General features: G+C 72.7%; 20 protein-coding genes. 10 read left to right on the plus strand and 10 right to left on the minus strand.

Going from position 1 to position 23,047, the window contains the following annotated elements:
- Positions 1-26 precede the first annotated feature (26 nt).
- The 3 genes from rpsT to H3H34_RS04990 all read left to right on the plus strand — a co-directional run bounded on the left by rpsT (position 27) and on the right by H3H34_RS04990 (position 2,851).
- Positions 27-296 (plus strand): 30S ribosomal protein S20, encoded by a 270-nt coding sequence (gene rpsT / locus H3H34_RS04980; RefSeq protein ID WP_194744192.1) that lies wholly within the window; start codon positions 27-29, stop codon positions 294-296.
- Between the two features lie 795 nt (positions 297-1,091).
- A complete protein-coding gene (gene dnaA / locus H3H34_RS04985) occupies positions 1,092-2,453 on the plus strand; it encodes a chromosomal replication initiator protein DnaA (protein WP_194744193.1) in 1,362 nt (453 codons plus the stop codon).
- A 65-nt stretch (positions 2,454-2,518) separates the two neighbouring features.
- Positions 2,519-2,851, plus strand: coding sequence for a hypothetical protein (locus H3H34_RS04990; RefSeq protein ID WP_194744194.1), 333 nt, complete (start codon positions 2,519-2,521; stop codon positions 2,849-2,851).
- Between the two features lie 36 nt (positions 2,852-2,887).
- Here H3H34_RS04990 and H3H34_RS04995 read toward each other — a convergent pair whose 3' ends face one another.
- Both H3H34_RS04995 and H3H34_RS05000 read right to left on the minus strand, forming a co-directional pair.
- Positions 2,888-4,339 (minus strand): coniferyl aldehyde dehydrogenase, encoded by a 1,452-nt coding sequence (locus H3H34_RS04995; protein ID WP_194744195.1) that lies wholly within the window; start codon positions 4,337-4,339, stop codon positions 2,888-2,890.
- Positions 4,340-4,428: 89 nt separating this feature from the next.
- The gene (locus H3H34_RS05000) at positions 4,429-5,205 is read right to left on the minus strand and encodes an SDR family NAD(P)-dependent oxidoreductase (RefSeq protein WP_194744196.1); all 777 of its coding nucleotides are present in this window, start codon (positions 5,203-5,205) and stop codon (positions 4,429-4,431) included.
- Positions 5,206-5,786: 581 nt separating this feature from the next.
- On the opposite strand from H3H34_RS05000, the gene H3H34_RS05005 reads away from it, so the two are divergent.
- Positions 5,787-6,986: an MFS transporter gene (locus tag H3H34_RS05005; protein ID WP_194744197.1), complete on the plus strand. Its 1,200-nt coding sequence runs from the start codon at positions 5,787-5,789 to the stop codon at positions 6,984-6,986.
- Here the strand turns inward: H3H34_RS05005 and rbfA are convergent.
- The 5 genes from rbfA to H3H34_RS05030 all read right to left on the minus strand — a co-directional run bounded on the left by rbfA (position 6,983) and on the right by H3H34_RS05030 (position 13,294).
- Positions 6,983-7,414: a 30S ribosome-binding factor RbfA gene (gene rbfA / locus H3H34_RS05010; protein ID WP_194744198.1), complete on the minus strand. Its 432-nt coding sequence runs from the start codon at positions 7,412-7,414 to the stop codon at positions 6,983-6,985. The two genes, H3H34_RS05005 and rbfA, sit on opposite strands and share 4 nt — an antisense overlap.
- Before the next feature lie 68 nt (positions 7,415-7,482).
- The gene (infB, locus tag H3H34_RS05015; protein WP_194744199.1) at positions 7,483-10,356 is read right to left on the minus strand and encodes a translation initiation factor IF-2; all 2,874 of its coding nucleotides are present in this window, start codon (positions 10,354-10,356) and stop codon (positions 7,483-7,485) included.
- The gene (locus H3H34_RS05020; protein WP_194744200.1) at positions 10,353-11,129 is read right to left on the minus strand and encodes a DUF448 domain-containing protein; all 777 of its coding nucleotides are present in this window, start codon (positions 11,127-11,129) and stop codon (positions 10,353-10,355) included. The genes infB and H3H34_RS05020 overlap by 4 nt, the downstream gene beginning before the upstream one ends.
- 42 nt (positions 11,130-11,171) lie before the next feature.
- Positions 11,172-12,716: a transcription termination factor NusA gene (nusA, locus tag H3H34_RS05025; protein WP_194744201.1), complete on the minus strand. Its 1,545-nt coding sequence runs from the start codon at positions 12,714-12,716 to the stop codon at positions 11,172-11,174.
- On the minus strand, positions 12,713-13,294 hold the full coding sequence (locus tag H3H34_RS05030; protein ID WP_194744202.1) for an LSm family protein: 582 nt from the start codon (positions 13,292-13,294) through the stop codon (positions 12,713-12,715). The genes nusA and H3H34_RS05030 overlap by 4 nt, the downstream gene beginning before the upstream one ends.
- A 143-nt stretch (positions 13,295-13,437) precedes the next feature.
- Here H3H34_RS05030 and hisG point away from each other — a divergent pair, with 143 nt between their 5' ends.
- Together hisG and hisD are read left to right on the plus strand one after the other, a co-directional pair.
- Positions 13,438-14,118, plus strand: a complete 681-nt coding sequence (gene hisG, locus H3H34_RS05035; protein ID WP_194744203.1) for an ATP phosphoribosyltransferase — start codon at positions 13,438-13,440, stop codon at positions 14,116-14,118.
- 6 nt (positions 14,119-14,124) lie between these two features.
- A complete protein-coding gene (gene hisD, locus H3H34_RS05040; protein ID WP_194744204.1) occupies positions 14,125-15,420 on the plus strand; it encodes a histidinol dehydrogenase in 1,296 nt (431 codons plus the stop codon).
- On the opposite strand, the gene H3H34_RS05045 is transcribed toward hisD, so the two are convergent.
- From H3H34_RS05045 to H3H34_RS05055, 3 genes are read right to left on the minus strand one after another with little or no spacing between them, the layout of a single operon-like run.
- Positions 15,392-16,726 (minus strand): serine hydrolase domain-containing protein, encoded by a 1,335-nt coding sequence (locus H3H34_RS05045; RefSeq protein WP_194744205.1) that lies wholly within the window; start codon positions 16,724-16,726, stop codon positions 15,392-15,394. The two genes, hisD and H3H34_RS05045, sit on opposite strands and share 29 nt — an antisense overlap.
- The gene (locus H3H34_RS05050; RefSeq protein WP_194744206.1) at positions 16,708-19,014 is read right to left on the minus strand and encodes a patatin-like protein; all 2,307 of its coding nucleotides are present in this window, start codon (positions 19,012-19,014) and stop codon (positions 16,708-16,710) included. The genes H3H34_RS05045 and H3H34_RS05050 overlap by 19 nt, the downstream gene beginning before the upstream one ends.
- Before the next feature lie 18 nt (positions 19,015-19,032).
- Complete coding sequence (locus H3H34_RS05055; protein ID WP_194744207.1) at positions 19,033-20,037, minus strand: 2-hydroxyacid dehydrogenase; 1,005 nt, start codon at positions 20,035-20,037, stop codon at positions 19,033-19,035.
- A gap of 77 nt (positions 20,038-20,114) precedes the next feature.
- Here H3H34_RS05055 and H3H34_RS05060 point away from each other — a divergent pair, with 77 nt between their 5' ends.
- The 4 genes from H3H34_RS05060 (at position 20,115) to H3H34_RS05075 (ending at position 23,030) form a co-directional block, all read left to right on the plus strand.
- Positions 20,115-20,696, plus strand: a complete 582-nt coding sequence (locus tag H3H34_RS05060) for an SH3 domain-containing protein (protein WP_235945514.1) — start codon at positions 20,115-20,117, stop codon at positions 20,694-20,696.
- Positions 20,693-21,226, plus strand: coding sequence for a GGDEF domain-containing protein (locus tag H3H34_RS05065; protein WP_194744209.1), 534 nt, complete (start codon positions 20,693-20,695; stop codon positions 21,224-21,226). Before H3H34_RS05060 ends, H3H34_RS05065 begins: the two co-directional genes overlap by 4 nt.
- A 14-nt stretch (positions 21,227-21,240) precedes the next feature.
- On the plus strand, positions 21,241-22,254 hold the full coding sequence (locus H3H34_RS05070) for a DUF6600 domain-containing protein (RefSeq protein WP_194744210.1): 1,014 nt from the start codon (positions 21,241-21,243) through the stop codon (positions 22,252-22,254).
- A gap of 98 nt (positions 22,255-22,352) precedes the next feature.
- A complete protein-coding gene (locus tag H3H34_RS05075) occupies positions 22,353-23,030 on the plus strand; it encodes a PEPxxWA-CTERM sorting domain-containing protein (RefSeq protein WP_235945427.1) in 678 nt (225 codons plus the stop codon).
- Positions 23,031-23,047 lie beyond the last annotated feature (17 nt).

Raw genomic sequence — 23,047 nt, forward strand, 5'->3', positions numbered from 1 at the left:
TCGCGCCTTCGGAGTGTGTGGAGCAGATGGCGAATACTCCCTCGGCCGAGAAGCGGATCCGCCGCAACGCGCGCCGCGCGGCGATCAACAAGGCCCGCCGGTCACGGATCCGGACCTTCGTCAAGAAGGTCGAGGCGGCCATCGAGTCGGGCGTCCGCGCCCAGGCGCTCGAGGCCTTCGCTGCGGCCCAGCCCGAGCTGATGCGCGGGGTCTCGAAGGGCGTGCTCCACCGGAACACCGCATCGCGCAAGATCTCCCGGCTTGCGAAGCGGATTGCCGCGCTGCCGGAGGCCTGACGCCGCGCCAGTCGGCGGGCTCCGTCATCCTTTCGTCATCAAAGCGTCATCCTGACGTCGGGGGCGTCATCCCCGCTTTGCGCCTTGCGCCAACGAGTTGCGGGGCGTTGCTGATACGTTGAGGCGGGCGCCGATTCGGCTGCTGCAATCCGAATGTCACATCTTCCGTGCGGTTTTTCAGGCACTTGGGGAATTCCCTCGGCGTGCCAAAGCCTTGGCCTGTCAACCGATTTATTTGCAGTTCCATGAATTTCTGACCCTTGCAGCCGCGCGCGGTTCTTTGGTTTAGTCGCAAGCGGCGGGCCCCCGCGCTGAAGCTGCAAGGCGGAAGCCGCGAATCGGGCTCCGGGTTCAGGAATGCCGAGCTGGTGAGGGGCGGGTCGGGTCGCCCGCTCCGTTCCGAAGGACAGGCTGCCGGAGCCATCCGGCAGCCGACGGGTTCGTCTGCCCGCACCTCGCGTGGGGGCGGGGAGGCAAAGTGGACGATGCGAGGGGACATGCGCGCACGACAAGGTCCGGAAAAGAGACCGGAAGCGGGAACGGAAGCCGTGGGTCGCACGGGGCGCGACACCAGGTCTCCGCGGCGATCCAGATCCGGGCCCTAGCGCCGCTTCCGGCCCGTGCGGGGACGCACGGGCGACATCCTCGCCGCCGGGTGCCACCGGCCGACCACATCTCCGTTCGGGAGTTCAGGCGTCCATGCCATATCAGGGGCAGTTGCGCAGCGCGTTTGCAGATGAGACCAGTCGAGTCCGGCCGGCGGGCGGAGGGGCGTCCACGCGCCCGAGCCCGCCGATGTCGCCGGGCTCGCTGCAGCATGGGCTCGACGCTGCGAAGCGGGCGCTTCGCCAGGCGCTGGGAGCCGAGACCTACGCCAGCTGGCTCGAGCCGCTCGCGCTGCTCCGAATCGAGGGCAGCTGCGCGGTGGTCGCCCTTCCGTCGCGCTTCATGGCCGACTGGGTGCGCAACCATTTCGAGGACGAGGTCCGCGCCGCCCTCGCCGAGTCGCTTCCGGGCGTGACAGGCGTCCGCTTCGAGTCCGCCTGCGCTGCCACGATCGGGCCCGCAGGCAGCGCCCCGGCGGGCGCTCCGGCGCCCGCCCCGGGGGGCGAACCCCTCGGCCTGCCGCTGTTCGAGCCGCGCTACAGCTTCGACCAGTTCGTGACCGGCAAGTCGAACGAGCTTGCCTTCAACGCCGCGCTGACGCTTGCCAGCGCCGTCGGCCAGAGCGTGACGGTGGGCTTCAACCCGCTGTTTCTCCACGGGCCGACGGGCTTGGGCAAGACCCACCTCATGCACGCGATCGGCCAGAGCGTGCTCGCCCGGCTGCCGTCGGCCCGGGTCGTCTACCTCTCGGCCGAACGCTTCATGGTCGAGTTCCTGGCCGCGCTGCGCGAGCGCGAGACCATTCGCTTCAAGCAGCAGTTGCGTTCCGCCGATCTTCTCATGATCGACGACGTGCAGTTCATCGCCGGCAAGGACTCCACCCAGGAGGAGTTCTTCCACACCATGAACGAGATCATCGGCGCCGGCCGGTGGCTCGTGATCTCGGCCGACCGCAGCCCGCAGAACCTCGAGGGAATCGAGAGCCGCATTCAGTCGCGCCTCGCCTGGGGCCTGGTTGCCGACATCAACCCGGCCGACTACGAGCTCCGCCTCAATATTCTCAAGGCCAAGCTCGCGGCCATGCCGGCCGCAGAAGTGCCGGACCCGGTCATCGAGTTCCTGGCCCGGCGGATCGTCGCCAATGTCCGCGAGCTCGAGGGCGCGCTCAACCGGGTGATCGCCTACGCCAACCTGACCGGGCGCGCGGTCGATGTGGATTTCGCCCGCGAGGTGCTCGCCGACGTGCTTCGCGCCCACAGCCGCAAGCTCACCATCGACGACATCCAGCGGCGCGTGGCCGAGCACTATCGCCTGAAGCTTTCGGACCTCGTCTCGCCCCGCCGGGCGCGCGAGGTGGCACGGCCTCGGCAGGTCGCCATGTATCTTGCGAAGCAGCTCACCCCGCGCTCGCTCCCCGAGATCGGCCGGCGCTTCGGCGGGCGCGACCACACGACGGTGATGCACGCGGTCAAGCGCATCGAGGCGCTGCGCGCGCAGGACCATGAGCTCGACCGCGACATCCAGCACCTGAAGCGGGTACTCGACGGCTGAGGGCGACGCTCGGCGCTGCGGTCGAAGCCCTGGCAGCGCTGCTGGCCGCACGGACGGGACATGCCGTGGGGCTCGGCGAATCTGCCCCCGGAGAGGGAGTCCGGCTGCGGCTCGACGTCGACGGCCTGTCGCCGGAGCCGGTGCCACGCCTGCAGCCCTCGACAGACCCCGGACGGCCGCCGGAGAGCCTCCTGCCCTGGGTGATCCGGCTTCGCCTCACGGCGGAGGACGGCGGAACCCTCCCTGCGCGGCTCGAGGCGCTGGAAGCAGCCGCGAACGCGCTCGCCGCGGCACCGCTGGCGGGTCAGGGCTGGCAGGGGCAAGCGCTCATCGACACGCCGCCCGACGGCGCCTCCGGCCCTGCCCTCCACATCGGGCTCCGGGTGATGGCGCGCTGAGGCACCTCTCGCCCGAAGCAGCGCCGCGCTGGCGCCTCAGGGCTTCAGTTCGCGCGCGAGCGCCTTCCGGGTCTTTTCGCCATAGGGCGGGCGGAAGCCGGCCAGCCCTGCGACATCGAGCTTCGGCTGGCGGTAGACGGCCCGCGCGTGGCTGAAGGTCCGGAAGCCGTCGAGCCCATGGTAGTGGCCCATGCCGGACGGGCCGATGCCGCCGAACGGCAGGTCCTCGGCGGCAACATGGAAGATGACGTCGTTGACGGTGACCCCGCCCGAGATGGTGCGGTCGAGCACGCGCCGCTCCTCGGCCGGGTCGGTCCCGAACCAGTAGAGCCCGAGCGGCCGGTCGCGGCCGTTGATCCGGTCGATCGCCTCGTCGATCGTGCGGTAGCGGACGATGGGCAGCACGGGCCCGAAGATCTCCTCCTGCATGACCGTCATCTCGTCGGTGACGTCGGCAAGCAGCGTCAGGGGCATCTTGTTGGTGTTCTGCCTCGTGAAGTCCTCGTTCGCTGGGTTCACCTCGATGACGCGCGCACCCATGTCCCGGGCGTCGGCGATCAGGCCCTCCAGCCGGTCCCGGTGCCGCTTCGAGATGACGCTGGTGTAGTCGGGGTTCGCGAGCATCGTCGGATACATGGCGGCGGTGGCGACCTTGAGGCCATCGATCACCTCGGCCTCCTTCTCCTCCGGCACGAGGAGCCAGTCGGGGGCGAGACAGATCTGGCCCGCGTTCATGAGCTTGCCCATGGCGATGCGCTGCGTTGCCTGGGCGATGTCGGCCGAGCGGGAGACGATGGTGGGGGACTTGCCGCCGAGCTCGAGCGTGACGGGGACGAGGTTCCTGGCTGCCGCGGCCATCACATGCCGGCCGATGGCCGTCGCGCCCGTGAAGATGAGGTGATCGAAGGCAAGGCCTGAGAAGGCCTTGCCGACCTCCGGCCCGCCGGTGACGACGGCGACTTCGCTCGCATCGAAGGCCTCGGCGATGGCCTGCTTCATCAGGTCTGACGTGGCGGGCGTGTACTCCGAGGGCTTGATCATCGCCCGGTTGCCGGCGGCGAGCACGTTGGCGAGCGGTGCGAAGGTGAGGTTTACCGGGAAGTTCCACGGCGAGATGATGCCGACCACGCCCTTCGGGACCCACTCGACATGGGCGCGCGCGCCAAGAAGGCCGAGCGGAAAGTCGAGCCGGCGGCGCTCCGGCTTCATCCACCGCTCGACATGGGAAAGCGCGTGGCGAAGCGGCTTCACCGAGGCCATGATGTCGGTCATGAGCGACTGCTCGGCCGAGCGGTGGCCGAAGTCGTCGGAAAGTGCCTTCACGAAGCCGTCCTTGTGGCGGATGACGGCGTCGATGGCCCGGCGCAGGCGGTCCTTGCGGACTTCGGCGGAGACGGGGAGTTCGGCGGTGAAGGCGGCCTTCTGGCGGGCAAGCAGCGCTTCCATCGCGGCGATGTCACGGGCGTGGGTCTCGGCGATGACGTTCATGGGGCTCCTCCTCAAAGGCGAACATAGGGCGGCCGGCGGCTGCGGCAAGCGCCACCCTGTCTCCTGCCCGGCCGGGCTCCGGCCCGGCGTCAGACGATGGTGGCGCCGCCGTCGACGACGAGGGCCTGGCCGGTCGTGAAGCTCCCGGCCCTCGAGGCGAGAAAGACGGCGAGCCCCGCGATCTCGTCGGGCTGGCCGATACGCTTGAGCGCCGAGCCGGCGGTCGCCTGGGCGAGGATGTCGGGATTTTCCCACAGCGCGCGGGCGAAATCGGTCTGGATGAGGCCGGGGCAGATCGCGTTGACGGTGACGCCCCGCGGGCCGAATTCGGCGGCATAGTTGCGGACCATCTGCAGGTCGGCGGCCTTGGAGATGTTGTAGGCGCCGATGACGGTCGAGGCCTTGAGCCCGCCGATCGAGGAGATGACGATGATGGAGCCCTGGCCACGCTCGAGCATCTGGGGCGAGAGCATCTGGATGAGCCAGTGGTTCGAGACGACGTTGTTCATGAGGATCTTCACGAACTGCTCGTCGGCAATTCCCGTCATCGGGCCGAAATAGGGGTTGGAGGCGGCGTTCAGCACGAGCGCCGTCACCCTGCCGAAGCGGGCGAGCGCGAAGTCGGCGAGGCGCCGGAGGTCGTCCTTCGACGAGATGTTGGCCGGGCAGGCAACTGCCGCCTCGCGGCCGACCGCGGCGTTGATCTTGGCAACCGCTGCGTCGCAGGCGTCCGCCTTGCGGCTGGAGACGACGACCTGGGCGCCATGTTCGGCCATGCGGTGCGCGATGCTCTTTCCGATCCCGCGCGACGAGCCGGTGATGACCGCGACCTGATCCGTGAGGTCGAAGAGACTGGGCATGGGCATTCCTCCGGCCATGCCCTTGCCGGGGCGGGGCGTCGCAGACAAGCCGGAGACGCGAGCGCTCGAACCGCGGCGTCACGGCATCCCGGGGTGCGCGCGGAGACGGAGGCCAGGCCGCCGGGAGGCTGCCCCGGCCTTCACGTCCGAAACGCGGCGGGCTGGCCTGCCGGTGGACGCTCGCAGACCGCGTCGTCAAGCAGCTGGGCCTGGAGCCAGCTCCGGGGGAGAGGTTTGCGCGCGGTGAGGACTCCCGTGGTCCCTCACATGATCCTCGGGCCGCGATGCAGCTGGCGACGGCAGGGAGATTCACCGGGTCACGCGCGCCGTGTCAGAGCAAGGCAGCCGGCCGTCGCACCGTCGAGGACGAGGAGGGTCGGGCCCGCGCCCCCGGCGGCCTGACGCCCGGCTGGCGGCTGCCACGGCGCGAGACGTGGGGAAGGTCCGGGCGCGAGGCGGCCTGCGGGCCTGCCGGAAGCAAGAGGAACGGCAGGATGTCGCCCCGCCGCCAAGACCCGGTTGCTCCTTGGCCGGAGCCCTTCTAACCGGACCAAACCGGCAGCGTGCCGGGGCAGCAAGGGACCGGAATGGCGAGCCACTCGACCGCTTCCACCGCCTGGCGCGCGACGGCGACGGTCTCGGCCTATTATGCGCTCTTCGGCGCCTTCATCCCCTGGCTCAGCCGCTGGATGGAGACGGTGGCCGGCTTCTCCGGCGAGACCATCGGCCTCGTCTTCACCATCTCGACCCTGGCGCGGATCCTCATCGGGCCGCTCACCTCGGCCTGGGCCGACGGCCGGCGCGACCGGCGCACCCCCATCGTCGCGCTCGGGGTCATCACGCTCCTCGCCTTCCTCGCCCTCATCCCGCGCGGGCTCGTGCTCAAGGACTTCGCGCTCCTGTTCGTGACACAGGTGACGGTGTGGGGCCTCATCGCCTTCCTCGAGGCGGCCCTGTTCCGCCTGACCGGCAAGAGCGAGGGGCCGGCCTATGGGTTCGCCCGGGGCCTCGCGTCGGCCGCCTTCATCCTCGGCAACTTCGGCGTGGGGCTCCTCATCGACTGGTTCGATGCCCGCGCCATCCTGGCCTGGATGATCGTGATGGCGGCGGTGATGGTGCTCCTCGCGACGCAGATGACGCCCGAGCCGCAGGAGCGCGAGGCGGGCCAGCCCTTCGCAGCGCGGCTCGCCGAGGGCCTCGCAATGCTGAAGCGGCCCGAGTTCTTCCTGCTCGCCTTCGCGGCCGGCATCATCCAGGGCGCGCACCAGTATTATTACATCTTCTCGAACCTCATCTGGCGCGACGCGCAGGGCTTCTCGGGCTTCACCATCGGCACGCTGCAGGCCCTCGGCGTCTTCGCCGAAGTCCTGTTCCTCATGTTCGTGGCGGGGCGGCTCGAGCGGGTCTCGCCCGCCACCCTCATCCTCCTCGGCGGCCTTGCCTCGGTGGTGCGGTGGGTGGGCCTCTCGATGGAGCCGGGCCTTCTGCTGCTGGTGCCGCTGCAGGTGCTGCACGCGCTCACCTTCGCCTTCACCTTCCTTGGCACGATGCGCGGGATCCAGCTGCTGTTCGGCGACGAGCGGGGGGCGACGGCGCAGATGATCTACCAGAGCCTTGCCAATGCGCCGGCAACCGCGGCGGCCAGCTACCTGGCCGGCCGGCTCTACGGCGCCGGCTTGGGTGCGGATGGCTACTGGAGCATGGCGGCACTCGGCGGCGTGGGCGCGGTGATGGCCGGGCTCCTGCTTCTCCGGCTCCGGTCAGGCGCAGGGCTGAGGAGAGCCTAGGCCTCTTCGTCAGGGTCAAGCCGGCGCGGGGCGGGCGGGTCGAGGTCGCGCCTGACGCGCGGGGAGCGGAGCAGGGCGTCGATGCGGGCGCCTTCGGCGAAGCTCTCGTCCACGCGGAACCGGATTTCGGCCGCGAACTTGGTGTTGACGGCGCGCGCGAGGGCCTGGCGGATTTCCCGGGCATGGGCCTCGAGCGCGGCGAGCACGGCGGCCTCGTCTGCCGCGGTGCCGCCCACCGGCATGATGTAGGCGGTGGCGTGGCGCAGGTCGGGCGAGACCCGCACTTCCGAGACCGAGACGATGCGGGATTCGAGCGCCGGGTCGCGCAGGGCGCCGCGGGCGAGAAGGTCGGCAAGGGCGTGGCGCATGGCCTCGCCCACCCGGAGCGTCCGCAGCGACCGGCCGGCGTCATCCACGCTGCGCTTCATGCCGTCCTCCATGGCCCCTGCTCATGCCGCCCCCTGCCGGTCCCGCCCAGAGACGCGCGGCCCTGCGCTCAGAGGCTGCGCAGGCGCTCCTCGATCTCGTAGGTCTCGATGACGTCGCCTTCGCGCACGTCCTGGAAGCCCTCGAGGCCGATGCCGCACTCATAGCCCTTCTGCACTTCGGTGACATCGTCCTTGAACCGCCGGAGCGAGGCAATCGAACCGTTGTAGACGATGACGTCGTCCCTCAGCACCCGGGCCTTGAGGTTGCGCTTGATGAAGCCCTCGGTGACGAGGCAGCCGGCGGCCTTGCCGAACTTGCCGGCCTGGAAGACGGCGCGGACCTCGGCGCGGCCGACGACGTTCTCGAAATATTCCGGCCCAAGCTTGCCTGCCATGGCCACCTTGAGCTCGTCGAGAAGGTCGTAGATCACGTCATAATATTTGATCGGCACGCCGGCCTGGTTCGCCACCTCGCGCGCCTTGGCGTTGGCACGGACGTTGAAGCCGATGATGAGGGCGCCCGAAGCGCGCGCGAGCGTGACATCCGATTCGGTGATGCCGCCCACGCCCGAGTGGAGCACGCGCACCCGGATCTCGTCCGTCGAGAGCTTGTTGACGGCCGCCACGATCGCCTCGACCGAGCCGTGAACGTCGGCCTTGACGACGATCGGGAACTCCTGCGCCTTCGCCTCCTTCATCGCCGAGAACATGCTCTCAAGCGTGGCGGGCGCGGCCGCGGTCCGCTTGGCGGTTGCCTGCTTCTGCCGGTAATCGGCGATCTCGCGGGCGCGGGCCTCGCTCTCGACGACGGCGAGCCGGTCGCCCGCTGCCGGCACGCCCGAGAGGCCGAGCACCTCGACGGGTGTCGAGGGCAGCGCCTCCTTCACCGTCTGCCCCTTGTCGTTGATGAGCGCGCGCACCTTCCCCCATTCGGCACCGACGACGAAGATGTCGCCCTGGCGGAGCGTGCCGCGGCGGACGAGGACGGTGGCCACCGGGCCCCGGCCCTTGTCGAGCTTGGCCTCGATGACGACGCCCTCGGCCGAGCGGTCGGGGTTGGCCCGAAGCTCGAGAAGCTCGGCCTGGAGAAGGATCTTCTCGACGAGCTCGTCGAGGCCGGTCTTCTTCAGGGCCGAGACTTCGACATCGAGCACGTCGCCGCCCATCGCCTCCACCTGCACGTCGTGCTGGAGGAGCGCGGTGCGGACACGGTTCGCGTCGGCGCCGGGCTTGTCCATCTTGTTGATGGCGACGATCATCGGCACGTTGGCCGCCTTGACGTGGTTGATGGCCTCGATGGTCTGCGGCATCAGCCCGTCATCGGCCGCCACCACCAGGATGACGATGTCGGTGACGGAGGCGCCGCGCGCCCGCATCTCGGTGAAGGCCTCGTGGCCGGGCGTGTCGAGGAAGGTGATCCGCTCGCCCGACTTCACCTGCACCTGGTAGGCGCCGATGTGCTGGGTGATGCCGCCGGCCTCGTGGGCGGCGACGTCGGTGCCACGCAGCGCATCGAGCAGCGACGTCTTGCCGTGGTCGACATGGCCCATGATCGTGACGACGGGCGGGCGAGGCTTCAGGTCCTCGGGGCGGTCGGCCTCGCCCTCGAGACCGATCTCGACGTCGGCGTCGGAGACGCGGCGGGCGATGTGGCCGAACTCGGTGACGAGAAGCTCGGCGGTGTCCTGGTCGATGGTGGCCGTGATCGTCGTCGGCATGCCCATCTTGAAGAGGGCCTTGACGAGATCGGCCCCGCGCTCGGCCATGCGGTTGGCCAGCTCCTGGACGGTGATGGCCTCGGGGATCTGCACCTCGCGCGGAGTCTTGGCCGAAGCCGCCATTCCGCCGCCGCCGTGGGCGCGCTTCTGCTTCTCGGCGGCGCGGCGGAGCGAGGCAATCGAGCGGGCGCGGATCCCGTCGTCGTCGCCGAGCGCGCGGGCGATGGTGAGCTTGCCGGACTGGCGCCGGTCATCGGTGCGCGAGCGCGCGGGCTTCTGCGGCTCGGAGGTCCGCCCTGGCACCCGGGCCCGGAGCGTCGCCGCACGCCGGCGGCCGGCCTCGTCCTCTTCCTCGTCCTCCACGGCGGGCACGACGATGGCGGGCGCCTCGGCGGCGCGCCGCGCCTCCTCCTCGGCACGGGCCCGCTCCTCGGCCTCGGCGCGCGCCTTCTCCTCCTGCCGGCGCCGTTCGGCCTCCTCGCGCTCGGCGCGTTCCCGCTCCTCACGGATCCGCGCTTCCTCGGCGCGCTGGAGCCGTTCCTCCTCGGCGAGGCGGAGCATCAGCTGCTGGCGCTCGCGCGGGGACAGCTTCGGGTTCTGGAGCGCCTTCTGGATCCGCGCGAGCTCGGGCGAGAGGGTCGGCACGACCGGGGCGGGGGCAGGGCGAGGCGCGGCCGCGGGCGGCTTCGGGGGCGATGGCCGGGCCTCCGGGGCCGGTTCGGACGCGGAAGCAGGCGCGGCAGCTGGCGCCGCCGGCCGGGCTGCCGGCTCTGGCGCCGCTGCCGGCTCCGGCGCTGCGGGGACGACAGGTTCAGCCGGCTTCGGCTGCGGCCGCGGGGCGAGCACCTCGACCGGCGCATCGGTGTAGACGGGCCGCGGCGGCGGGGGAGCGACCGGCTTCGCGACCGGGGCCCGGGCGACGGGGCCTTGCGCCCCCCGGGCCTCGGCCGCGGCACCGCCCGCGCCGACGAGAGCCGGCGCGCGCTCGACCGGCGCACGAGCGGGAGCCGCCGCCGGTGCGGCCGGAGCCCGCCCGGCGGGCGCGGCGGCGGCCGGCGCCGGCTCCGGATCACCGGGCTTGCGGAAGACGCGCGCCTTCTTGGTCTCCACCAGCACCTTGTGGGTGCGGCCGTGGCTGAAGCTCTGCTTGACCTGGCTCACCTCGGTCTTCTTGAGCCCGAGGGCAGGCCGGAGCCCCAGTTTCGGCTTCTCGTCTTCGCTCATTCCGATCCTTCGTTCGCTTGCGCGGCGCCCCGCGCGATGCCGGACTCCGCCCCCTCGCCCGGGTCCGCGCACGCGCCGGGCTCCGGCGGTGCCGATGTCCGTGCGTGCGGGAGCCGCCCGTAGGCACGAAGCCGCGCCAGGTCTGCCAAGACCCGCGCGGCCGCCCTGCCGTCCGTGATGCCGACGTGAACCATATTGTCACGGCCCAGCGCCCGGGACAAGCGCTCGCGCTCGATCGGCAGCCGGTAGCTCGACGGATTCGCCCGCCCGCCGCTGCGCAGCGCCTGCTCGAGCTTCGCCACCCCGTCGGCGGCCGCATCCCCGGCGTGGAGCAGGGCGACCAGCCGGCCGGCCCGGGCGGCGGCGTCGAGCTTCTCGGCGCCGAAGAGGAGGCGGCCGGCGCGATGCTCGAGCCCGAGACGAGCGAGGAAGCGCCGTTCGAGGCCGTCACCGATGCAGGCGGCGAGATCGGCCGGAACCGGGGGCGGCGGACGGCGCCAGGCGCGGGCGAGCGCCCGGGCAAGCGTGCCGCGCCGGACCGCCTCGGCGAGCATCGCGCCGTCGGCCGCAACCCAGGCGCCGCGGCCGGGCAGCCGAGCGGCGAGATCGGGGACGACCTGCCCGTCGGGCGCCTCGACCAGTCGGATGAGCGCCGCGCGCGGCGCCCGGGCGCCGGTCAGGATGCAGCGCCGCTCCGGCCCCGCGCCGGAGTCGGCGGCGGGGCTCAGGACAGCCGGAGAGGCGGGCGCCGGCTCATGGACGGCGGAGCGCATGCGCGCCTCCCGCCGGACCGAAGGGGGAAGGGGGCCGCCGCGTCACGCCGCGTCCTCGGCGAACCAGTGGGCGCGCGCGGCCATGATGATGGCGTTGCCCTGCTCTTCGGTCAGGTTGAAGGGGGCGAGCACGCCGGCGGGGATCTCGCGGCGCTTGTCGCCCTTGCCGATCAGCTCGTCGGTCGAGAGGTTGGCGAGGTCGTCGCGCGTGCGGATCCCCTTCTGGCCGAGGCGGACCAGCATCGCCTCGGTGAGGTAGGGCAGCTCGGCGAGCGCATCCTCCACGCCGAGCGCGCGGCGCTGTTCGCGCAGCGCCGCCTCGCGGCGCTCGATGGCCTCCTCGGCGCGGCGCTGCAGCTCGGCCGCGGTCTCCTCGTCGAGCCCCTCGATGGACGCGATCTCCTCCTGGTCGACGTAGGCCACCTCCTCGAGGCTGGTGAAGCCCTCGGCGACCAGCAGCTGCGCCAGCGTCTCGTCGAGATCGAGCTCGCGTTCGAAAAGCTCGGAGCGCTCGACGAACTCGCGCTGCCGCTTCTCGCTCTCGGCCGCCTCGGTCATGATGTCGATCTGGTGGCCGGTGAGCTGGCCGGCGAGGCGGACGTTCTGGCCGCGGCGGCCGATGGCGAGCGAGAGCTGGTCGTCGGGCACCACCACCTCGAGCCGGCCCTCCTCCTCGTCGATCACCACCTTCGTCACCTGCGCCGGCTGGAGGGCATTGACGACGAAGGTCGCGGTGTCCTCCGACCAGGGGATGATGTCGATCTTCTCGCCGGCAAGCTCCTGGACCACCGCCTGGACCCGGCTGCCGCGCATGCCGACACAGGCGCCCACCGGGTCGATCGAGCTGTCGCGGCTGACGACGGCGATCTTGGCGCGGCTGCCGGGGTCGCGGGCGCAGGCCTTGATCTCGATGACCCCGTCGTAGATCTCGGGCACTTCCTGCGCGAACAGCTTCTTCATGAACTCGGGGTGCGCGCGCGAGAGGAAGATCTGCGGGCCCCGGTTCTCGCGGCGGACCGACATGATGTAGGACCGCACCCGGTCGCCGACGCGCAGGACCTCGCGCGGGATCTGCTGGTCGCGGCGGATGACACCCTCGGCCCGGCCGAGGTCGACGACGATGTGGCCGAACTCGACCCGCTTCACCACCCCGGTGATGATCTCGCCCTCGCGGTCCTTGTACTCCTCGTACTGGCGCTCGCGCTCGGCGTCGCGGACCTTGGTCACGATGACCTGCTTGGCGGCCTGCGCGGCAATCCGGCCGAACTCGATGGGCGGCAGCGGGTCGATGATGAAGTCGCCGACCTTGGCCGACGGATCGCGGGCGCGTGCGTCGGCAAGGGCGATCTGCTTGAAGTGGTCGTCCACCTGCTCCACCACCTCGAGCACCCGCCACAGCCGGAGGTCTCCGCTGCGCGGGTCGATCTTGGCGCGGATGTCGTTGTCGGCGCCGTAGCGGGCGCGGGCAGCCTTCTGGATGGCTTCCTCCATCGCCTCGATCACGATCATGCGGTCGATCGACTTCTCGCGGGCGACCGCGTCGGCAATCGCGATGAGTTCGGCCTTGTTGGCGGCAATCGGTGTCATTGGCGTACCTGTCCGGGTGTTCGGGTTGACCTGCGGCCGTCTGGCGCTTCCTCGACGACGACGTCCGCGCCGCGCATGTCGAGCGGAGCGGTCGCGGCAATCAGCGCATCCGTCAAGAGCAGTTTCGCGGTGCGGATGTCGGCAAAGGGCAGCCGCACCCGCCCGACCCCCTCGGCGTCGAGCAGGATGTCCTCGCCCGCAACGCCGGCCAGCGCGCCCTGGAAGCGCTTGCGGATCGCCCCGCCGATCGCGATCCCGTGGGCGAGCTCGATGCGCGCCTGGTGGGGCACGAAGCGGTCGAAGTCGGCCAGCCGGGTGAGCGGGCGGTCGATGCCGGGCGAGGAGACCTCGAGCCGGTAGGGCCCGGGAATGGGGTCCGCCGCCTCGAGCACCGGCGAGAGCGCGCGCGAGAGAGCCGCGCACTGGTCGAGGTCGAGCTGGCCGGTCGCAGGGTCCTCGGCCATCACCTGGAGCGTGAGATCCCGCCCGCCCGACAGCTGCACGCGCACGAGCGCGAAGCCGGCAGCTTCCACCACCGGCTCGATGAGATGGCGAAGATCGGCGCGGTCGACAGCCATGTCCGAACGCCAACGGGCCTCCGCCCCCCCGGAGCCGATCTCCGGACGGTCCTGCATGAACGCGCCATGTAGGGGGCGACCCATCTATAGGGTTTTGCGGGCGCGGTTGCAACGGCGCGCCTGGCCCGGCAGAAGCGGCGGCCATGCCACCCCTGCCGCCCGACCCGCCGCTCGTCCTGGCGCTGCCCAAGGGCCGGATCCTCGCCGAGGCGCTGCCGCTGCTTGCGCGCGCCGGCATCCGGCCCGACCCGGCGGTCGCCGACGAGGCCAGCCGGGCGCTCCGCTTCGGCACCTCGCGCGCCGGGCTCGAGGTCATCCGGGTGCGCAGTTTCGACGCAGCGACATTTGTGGCCTTCGGCGCGGCGCAGCTCGGCGTGGTGGGGAACGACGTGGTGGCCGAGTTCGGCTATTCCGAGCTTTACGCGCCCCTTGACCTCGGCATCGGCCGCTGCCGGCTGTCGCTCGCCGGCCCCGCCGGCCGTGCCGTCGAGCTCGCCACGCGAAGCCATGTCCGCGTGGCCACCAAATATCCGGCACTGGCCAAGGCCTGGTTTGCCGCGCGCGGCATCCAGGCCGAGTGCATCCGCCTGAGCGGCGCGATGGAGCTTGCGCCCGCCATGGGCCTCGCCCCGCTCATCGTCGACCTCGTCTCGACCGGCCGGACGCTTGCCGAGAACGGCCTCGTCGAGCACGCCGTCCTGCTCGAGGTGACGTCGCGCCTCGTCGTCAACCGGGTTGCGATGAAGACCAACCCCGCCGTCGGTGCGCTCGTCGACGCCGTCGCTGCCGCGGTGGCCGGGGCGCGGGCCGCCGAGGCCGCCTGAAGCCCCGTGCGGCGGCTGCGCACGCGAGACCCCGGCTTCGCGGCGGCCTTCGCCGCGCTGGTTGCCGACACGCGCGACGGCGGGACCGACCCCTCCGCCGACGTGGCGGCCATTCTCGGCCGGGTCCGCCGCGAGGGCTTCGCGGCGGTTGCCGACCTCACGCACCGGTTCGACGGCATCCGCCTGACCGAGGCGGATGCCGAAGTGCCGGCTGCCGAGCGGGCGGCCGCGGCCGCGCAAGTGGCAGCGCCCGTCCGTGCGGCGCTTGCGCTCGCGGCCGAGCGGATCCGCGCCTTCCATGCCGAGCTCCGGCCGGCCGACCGCGCGCTGACCGATGCCGCGGGCGTGCGCATGGGGGTGCGCCACACACCCGTCGCCCGGGCCGGGCTCTACGTGCCGGGCGGCCGCGCCGCCTACCCTTCCTCGGTGCTCATGAACGCCATTCCGGCCGCCGTTGCCGGCGTCGGCGAGCTGGTGATGGCAACGCCCGTGCGGGGCGGGGCGCTGGTTCCGGAGGTGATGCTGGCGGCCGAGCTTGCCGGAGTCGCGCGGGTGTTCCGCATCGGCGGCGCCCAGGCGATCGCCGCCATGGCCTGGGGCGTGGGCCCGGTCCCGCGCTGCGACGTGATCGTGGGGCCAGGGAACGCCTGGGTCGCCGAGGCGAAGCGCCAGCTCTACGGCGAGGTGGGGATCGACATGGTGGCGGGCCCGTCGGAAGTGCTGGTGGTGGCCGACCGGAGCGCGCCTGCTGCCCTCGTCGCAGCCGACCTCCTCGCCCAGGCCGAGCACGACCCGGCCGCCCAGGCCCTTCTCATGACCGACAGCCCTGCCCTTGCCGATGCCGTCGAGGCCGAGGTGGAGCGGCTGCTGCCGACGCTCGCCACCGAGGCAGTCGCCCGCGCGAGCTGGGAGGCGCATGGCACCGCCATCCTTCTCGAGGATCTCGCCGAGGCGCCGGCGCTCGTCGATGCGCTCGCGCCCGAGCACCTGCAGCTGATGGTGGCAGAGCCTCGGCCGCTCGCGGCCGCCATCACGAACGCGGGCGCCATCTTCCTCGGCGCGATGACCCCGGAGGCGATCGGCGACTATGTCGGCGGGCCGAACCACGTGCTCCCCACTGGCCGGCGCGCCCGCTTCGCCTCGGGCCTCTCGGTTGCGGACTTCCTGAAGCGCACCACCTTCCTCGAGGTGCCCGAGGCCGCCTTCGGCCCCTTGGGCGAGGCGGCGGCGGCGCTTGCGGAGGCCGAGGGGCTTTCGGCCCACGCGCTCTCGGTCAGGCTGCGGCTGGGAAGGCCTGGTTGAGCGCCTGCTGGAGCTCGCGCCCCACCGGAAAGCGGCTGCTCGGCAGATACTGGAGGAGCAGGACGACCGCGTAGCGGCGCACCGGGTCGACGTGGAACAGCGTGCCCGCAGCACCACCCCAGCCATAGACTCCGGCCGGGGTGCCTGCAGGGTCGGCGGCGCGGGTGTCGAACAGGGTGACCGAGCCGCCGGCCCCGTAGCCCGCCGGAGGCATGCCCGGGCCCGGCTGCCAGAAGACGCCGGGCTCGAGGAGGTTGCCCATGGCAAGCCGGGCGATGCCGGCGGGCAGCACCCGGCGGCCTTCGAACAGGCCGTCGTTGAGGAGCATCTGGGCAAAGGCGGCGAAGTCGCGCGCGGAGGAGACAAGGCCCGCGCCGCCGGCAAGGAGCGTGGGGCGCTGAAAATAGTCGCTCGCATCCGGGCCATCGACGCGCGTGGGCCGGTCGACCGGCGTCATGGTGGCAGGGTCGACCCAGCCGTAGGCGGCAGCGAAGCGCGCGCGGTCCGCCGGAGGGACGACGAAGCCGGTCGACGCCATGCCGAGCGGGCGGAACAGGCGGCGCTCGAACAGCCGGTCGAGGGGCTCGCGCTCGCGCGCCTCGAGCATGGCGCCGACGAGGTCGAGGCCGACGGCGTAGCGCCAGGCGGTGCCGGGCTCGAACATGAGGGGAAGCGTGGCCAGCCGCGCGGCGAAGGTGGCAAGGTCCGGCGGCGGCGCATCGCCTTCCCGAAGCGCAAGGCTGCCCGTCGGGGCCAGGCCCAGGCGGCGGTAGGCCTGCTCGAGCGGGCCGTCGCCGGAGATGGTGTAGGAGAGCCCCGCCGTGTGGGTGAGGAGGTGGCGCAGCCTCATGGGCCGCTCGGCCGGGCGCGAAGCCAAGTCCTTCGCCGGGTCGAGGAGGACCCGCATCTCCCGGTAGGCAGGGAAGACCTCGGCCACGGGCATGTCGAGGCCGAGGATGCCCTCGCCCACCGCCTGCATGGCGGCCATCCCGGTCACGCACTTCGTCATGGAGTAGATGCGGAAGAGCGTGTCGGCATCGACGGCACGGCGGCCGCCGAATTCGGTCACGCCGGTTGCCAGATAGTCGGGCCGGAACCGCCCTGGCCTGACGAGGGCGAGGATGGCGCCCGGCACCCGGCCCTCTGCCACCTGGCGGTCGAGGAAGGCCTCGAGCGGGGCATAGCGGCTGCCGGCGCGGGCGAAGGCGGGCGCCGGTGCGGCAGCTGTCGCGAGTGCCGCGAGGAAGGCCCGGCGGTCGACCTGCCCGAACCCGCCCATGCCGGCGGTCAGCGTCCCTCCTCCCATGCGTCAAGCCCCCCTTCGATCCGGTCGAGGAGCGGCCCGGCGGACCCCAGCCGGGCGCGCTCGGCGGCGACGATGGCACGGAACAGCCGCGCCTTCCAGCCATCGGCCGCAGCCCTTGCCGGGTGGTCGCCGGGCACGGCCGAGAGCAGGATGTCGACGAGCCGCTCGGCCGCATTGAGCCGGCCCCAGAGATAGTCGTTCTCGCGCCAGGCGCGGCTGAAGAAGGCGCCGAAGGCGTTGAGCCGCCAGCCCATGAGCTCGGGTGCGACGCCGCGGGCCGAAAGCAGCGCCATGTCGTCGGGCGAGATGCGGTCCACCTTGATGGCATCGAGGCTGTCCGGGTTGCCGTCGCCAAGCAGCGGCAGGAGCACGCTGTCGTAGAAGGGGTAGCCGAGCCAGTCCCGCACCACCGCGCGCCGCACGGGGCCGGGAAGGCCGGGGGCAGCGAGCGCCTGGAGGAGGGCGGAGTCGGCCGCGCGGTCGAGGGCCTCGAGCGCGAGATCGGCGGCAAGCCCCTCGAGCGCGGGCGCGGCCGCGGCGAAGTCCCCGGCCAGGAGCGCGCGGGCGGCGGCGCGGGTGCCGTCTGACAGGCGCGCAGCGGCGGCGGGCGCGGCATAGGTGGCGTCAGCTGCATAGGCCGCGGCCTTCAGCGCCTCGAGCGCGCGGCGGCTCGTCTCGTCGTGGGCCGCCTCGATGTGGGCGTTGAGCCGCCGGACGAGGAAGCGCAGCTTGCGCACCCGGTAGCCGAGGTCGAGCCGGTCCGGGTCCACGAGCGTGCCGCCGCGGGCAAGCCGGTCGGCGAGGTCACCGGGTGCTGCGGCGCCGGGCGCTGCGGTTGCGAGAAGGGCGGCGGCGTCGGCCAGCACCAGGGTGCGGCGCAGACCCCGGTAGGCGGCATGGGCGTAGCCCGCCTCCCTGGCGGCAAGCCGGGCAACGTGGCCACGCGCCCGGGCAAGCCGGGCAGGCGTCAGCGGCAGCAGCAGGAAGCGCGGGCCGACCGCCCGTGCGACAGCCGCCTCGACGTCGGGGGTCATGTCGTCGATGACCGCGCGGGTGCGGGCCGCGGCAGCGGACATGCGGGCGATCGTCTCGAGGTTGTCGCGGATCGGCTGTTCGCGGGGGATCTGGGCGAGCGCGCGGAGCATCGCCGTCAGGAACCCGGGCGGGCGGTTGCGGCCGAGCCCGCCGCCCAGCAGGTCCACGCCCGGCTTCGGGTCGATGTAGACGAAGCGCCGGTCCACCTCGCGGTAGGCGGGCTTGGCGCGGATGGCCTCGATCGCGGGGCCGAAGGGCGCGTTGTCGAGCACGCTGCCGTCGATGAGGAGCACCTCCTCGGCCGGCCGGTCGCCCTTGAGCTGGGTTTCGGCGAGCCACGCCCGGTCAGGCCAGTCGGCGCCCGTCTCGGCTGCGCGGGCGTCCACCTCGGCCAGCGAGGCGGCCGGAAAGGCGCCGGGAAAGGAGGAGGTGGCGCGCGCGGCAAAGACGAGGCTCAAGCGGCTCGCAAGCTGGCGGGGCGGCGCGCCTCCCTCCGGCCCAACCCGTGGGGCAGCGCCGGCGACCGGCGGCGCGCGGAAGGCGAGGATGCGCCGGTGCTCGGTCTCCTCGACGACCGGGGGGGAGTGGATCGGAATGGCCGTGCGGGTGCCGAAATAGTCGGTGACGGTGACGAAGAGGTCGAAGCCGAGCGTGGCCGGCAGCAGCGCGGGGCCGCGCGACCCCGTTTCCATGGCGGCGAAGGCCTCGTCGAGCATGGCCACCACGCGCGGGCCCGAAAACGGCGGCTTGAACCAGCGGCTCCGCACGAACCGGCCGAGCTTCTCGGCCACCTCCCGGCCCGTCCGGTCGGAGCGGAGGGTGGCGAGCGTCTCCGAGCGCTTCCGCGCGTACCAGGCGACCGGCTCCTTGTAGAAGGCAACGAAGCGGCTGCCGGGCCGCGCGTCGGGGTCGAGCAGGCGGTCGATGTCGGCCCCGTCGAGCCACATGTCGGTGACGGGGTCGAGGTCGAGCCCCTGGACGATGGCGGCGCCGAGGAGGATGCCGTTGATCCCCCCTGCGCTCGCGCCGGCGATCACGTCCACCACGACGCGCAGGTCGACGGCGGTGCCGAGCGCGTCGAGGAGTGCGCGCCAGACCGGCTCGCTGTCGCCGGCGGCAAGGCTTCGGCCCGCCTGACGCGCTTCGCTCGCCCGGAGCAGCTTCCAGAGCTCGCGGGTGACGCCGTGCATGTAGATGACGAGACTGATCCCGCCGTAGCAGACGAGGGCGAGGCGGAGCTCCTTCTCGCGCATGGGCGGCCCGGGCCGGGCTCAGTAGTCCTCGAGAACCTGGTCGGGCGGCCGGTGGCCGTCGGCGAACACGCGGATGTTGGTGATGACCTTTTCGCCCATCTCCTGCCGCGCCTCGAAGGTGGCCGAGCCCATGTGCGGCAGCAGCACCACGTCGGGGCGGCCGAGGAGCCCGGGGTGGATCGCCGGCTCGTGCTCGAACACGTCCAGCCCGGCGCCGGCGATGTGCCCGGCCTCGAGGGCGGCGACGAGCGCTGCCTCGTCGATGAGCGTACCGCGCGCGACGTTGATGAGGAAGGCGTGGCGCTGCATGAGCTTCAGGCGCCTGGCGTCGATGATGTGGTGCGTCTCGGGCGTCTCGGGGCAGTTGAGCGACACGATGTCGACCCGGGCCAGCATCGCGTCGAGGGTCGGCCACCAGGTGGCCTCGAGCGGGCCCTCGACCGCCTTCGGCAGCCGGTTGCGGTTGTGGTAGTGGATGGAGAGGCCGAAGGCCCGCGCGCGCGCCGCCACCGCCTGGCCGATCCGCCCCATGCCGACGATGCCGAGCCGCTTGCCGGTGATGCGGTGGCCGAGCATGCCGGTCGGCGACCAGCCGGTCCAGCTGCCGTCGCGGATGATCCGCTCGCCCTCGGCAATCCGCCGCGGCACGGCAAGGATGAGCGCCATCACGAGGTCGGCGGTGTCGTCGGTGAGGACGCCCGGCGTGTTGGTGACGGTGATGCCCCGGGCGCGGGCGGCTGCGAGGTCGATGTGGTCCACCCCCACGCCGAAGTTGGCGATGAGCTTCAGCTGCGGTCCGGCTGCGGCGATGAGCCCGGCGTCGATCGTGTCGGTGACGGTGGGGGCGAGCACCTCCGCCTCGGCGACGGCAGCAAGAAGCTCCTCGCGCGTCATCGGGTGGTCGTCGAGGTTCAGCGTCACGTCGAAGAGTTCGGCCATGCGCGTCTCGACCGCCTGCGGCAGCCGCCTCGTCACGATCACCCGCGGCTTGTGGTCGAACTTCGTGAAGCGCGGGGCAGCCATGGGGCGGACGATAGGGGAGGCCCTTCCTCCCTTGCAAGCGCCGGCAGGGCCGGCCTATTCGGCGCGCCGTGCGAGCCATGCGGGTCATTCTCGCTCTCTTCCTCGCCCTCGCGCCCGGGCTTGCCGGTGCCAGGGCGCAGCCGGCGGGGGTGCAGCCGGGGGGCGCCGCAGGCGCGCCGGCGGGAGGCGCGGACCCGGCGAAGATGAGCCCCGATGCGCGCCGGAACCTCTCCGGCCTGCCGGTGCCGCGCTTCATGTCGCTCCGGGCCACGCGCGCCCACCTGCGCGCTGGCCCCGGCACCGCCTACCCGGCGCGCTGGACGCTCCTGCGCCCCGACGGCCGGCCAGGCGTCCCGCTCGAGGTCATCGCCGAGTGGAACATCTGGCGGCAGGTGCGCGATGCCGAGGGCGAGACCGGCTGGGTCGACCGGGCGATGCTGTCGACCGAGCGGACCTTCCTCGTCACTGGCGAAACGCGCACGCTCCATGCCCGGCCCGACCTCGCCGCGCCACCGGTGTGGCGGGCCGCGCCCGGCGTGGTCGGCCGGATCGTGACCTGCGCCGAGCGCTGGTGCCGGATCGAGGTGGAGGGGCGGTCGGGGTGGATCCTGCGCGAGCAGGGGTTCGGAACCTACGCCGGCGAGGCGGTCGGCGGGTGAGCCGGCTCGCCTGGGCGCTCGCCGCCACCGGCTGGGCCATGGCCGCGGCGGCGCTCGCGGCCGCCGGCCGGGCGCGGCGCACGGCAGAGACCGACCCGCTCACCGGGCTTCCCAACCGGCGCGGACTCGCCCGGGCGTGGCAGCGGGCGCGAGGGGACGCCTCGCTCCACTTCCTCGACCTTTCGGGCTTCCGGGCGGTCAACGGGGCACACGGGCACGCGGTCGGAGACCGGGTGCTTGCCGAGGTGGCGCGCCGGCTTGCCGCCGCGCTCCCCGCCGGGGCCATGCTCGCCCGGCACGGCGGCGACGAGTTCGTGGTGCTTGCCCCCCCGGAAGCCGACCCGGCGCCGGCGCTCGCGGCCGCGCTTGCCGCGCCGGTGCGACTTCCCGACGGCGGTTCCGTCACGCTGGGGCTCTGGCTCGGCGCGGCGCCTGCCGGCAGCGGAAGCCTCGAGCGCGCCCTTGCCGCAGCGGTCGCCGACATGCGTCGCCGCCGGCTGGCCGCTTCAGCACCCGTTCAAGCCGCCTGACCGAGACTTGGGCCATGTCTCGCCAGGCTCTCGCCGCGCTTGTGCTTGGCACGCTCCTCGCGGTTCCCGCCGCGGCGACCGGCCCGTGGGACCACGCTGACCGCTGGGGGGCGGGCGGCTGGCAGAACGGCCGGGTCTACCCCTCCGCGGCGGACTGGTGGGGCCGGCCGGCACCTGCCCTCTCCGCCTTCATGGCCCCTCTTGCCGGCTACGGCCGCTGGGTGGCGCACCCCGGCCTCGGCCGGGTGTGGCTGCCGCGCGTGGGCCACGGCTGGCAGCCCTACCGCTTCGGTCACTGGATCCGTCATGCGCGCTGGGGCTGGACCTGGCAGGCCGACGAGCCGTTCGGCTGGGTCGTCTTCCACTACGGCCGCTGGGGCTTCGACCCGCGGCTCGGCTGGTTCTGGGTGCCGGGCACTGCGTTCGCGCCGCACTGGGCGGATGTCCGCTGGTCAGCCCGCTGGCACGCCTGGGCGCCGCTGCCGCCGCCGGGCTGGGCCGGCGGGGGGAGCTGGACCTGGGGGCCGCGCGGCTGGGACTTCGGCTACCCCGGCTGGGTCCACGCCCCGCGCGGGGCCGCCTTTCGGCCCGGCTGGCAGCCGGCGCCCCGCCCGCCCCGGGCCGCATTCGAGCGGATGACGCCCAACGCGCCGCTGCCGGTGGCGGCCACGCCTCCGGCCGCCCTCCTGCCGGACCGCGCCCCCGCCTGGTCCGACTCCGCGCCCGCGCGGGAACCGGCACGCCTGCAGGGCGGCCGCGAGGGCTGGGCCCGTCCCGTGCCCCCGGCGCGCGTCACGAACGGCTGGCCCGAGGCCGGCGGGATCGCCGATACCGAAGCACCGAACCGCCCCGGGCTGGCGACCCCGCAGCCGCTGCCAGCCCCCGCCCCGTCCGCGGCGCCCCCCGTGGCCGCGCCCGCCCCGGGCTGGGCCGCGCGGCCGCCGGCCGCGCGCACACCGGAGATGTACCGGCCCTCTCCCGGGCTGCGCGGCGGCTTCGAGGAGGGAGCGGGCGCGAACGAACCCTGAAGGGCCAGTCCCGCCACGCAGGCGCCTTTCTCCGCATCTTGCTCTGCATTGCAGGCTTGTGATAATTCGAGCTTGGCGACTCGTCGGGGAAAAGCGGCATGGGCAAGGCTTCTGGAGCGGTCGGCTGGATGCTTGGTGCCGCCATCGCGCTCGCGCACCCGGTTGAGGCCGGCGTGCACATGATCACCTGGACTCCGTCAGGAAGCGAGACGCTCGAGGTGCGGATCGGCGGCCTCGCCCCCGGCGACCCGGTGGACGTGACGACAAGCTTCGTCTGGCAGTGGGCGAGCTACTGGTGGGAGGACCGGTTCGAAGACGGCTGGGTGCTCTGGGGCAATGACTATTTCGGCGGTGACGGCTTTGACCTGCTGCCCGGCCAGCCGGTGTGGCGAAGCCTCGTGCTCGAAACCTCCGGCTACGGCAGCGGAGTGATTCTCGGCGCGTCGCTCGGCGCTTACCTCAGCCGAAGCGCCGACGAGGCGTTGCTCACCCTGCGGTGGCGCAGCCGCGCGCGCGATGTCTGCGACTCCATCCCCGAGCGGCGGCGCGTGAGCTTCGCCACCTGCGGCGCCACCTTCTGGCCCGGGCCGGAGGAGCTCTGGAGTCAGATCGACATCATGACGGGAAGTTCGCCTTCGTTCGTCGAGGTGCGGACCCTTCCGTGGACGGGCCCGGCACTGCCCGAGCCGGCGACCTGGGCGATGCTGGTGGCGGGCTTCGGCCTGGTGGGCGGGGTGTTGCGGCGCCCGAGGCGGAGGACGGCTGCCGTCGCCTGAGGCTTGCGCGCCGCCCG

Source organism: Thermaurantiacus tibetensis, assembly GCF_015354055.1.
Taxonomy (GTDB): Bacteria; Pseudomonadota; Alphaproteobacteria; order Sphingomonadales; family Sphingomonadaceae; genus Thermaurantiacus; species Thermaurantiacus tibetensis.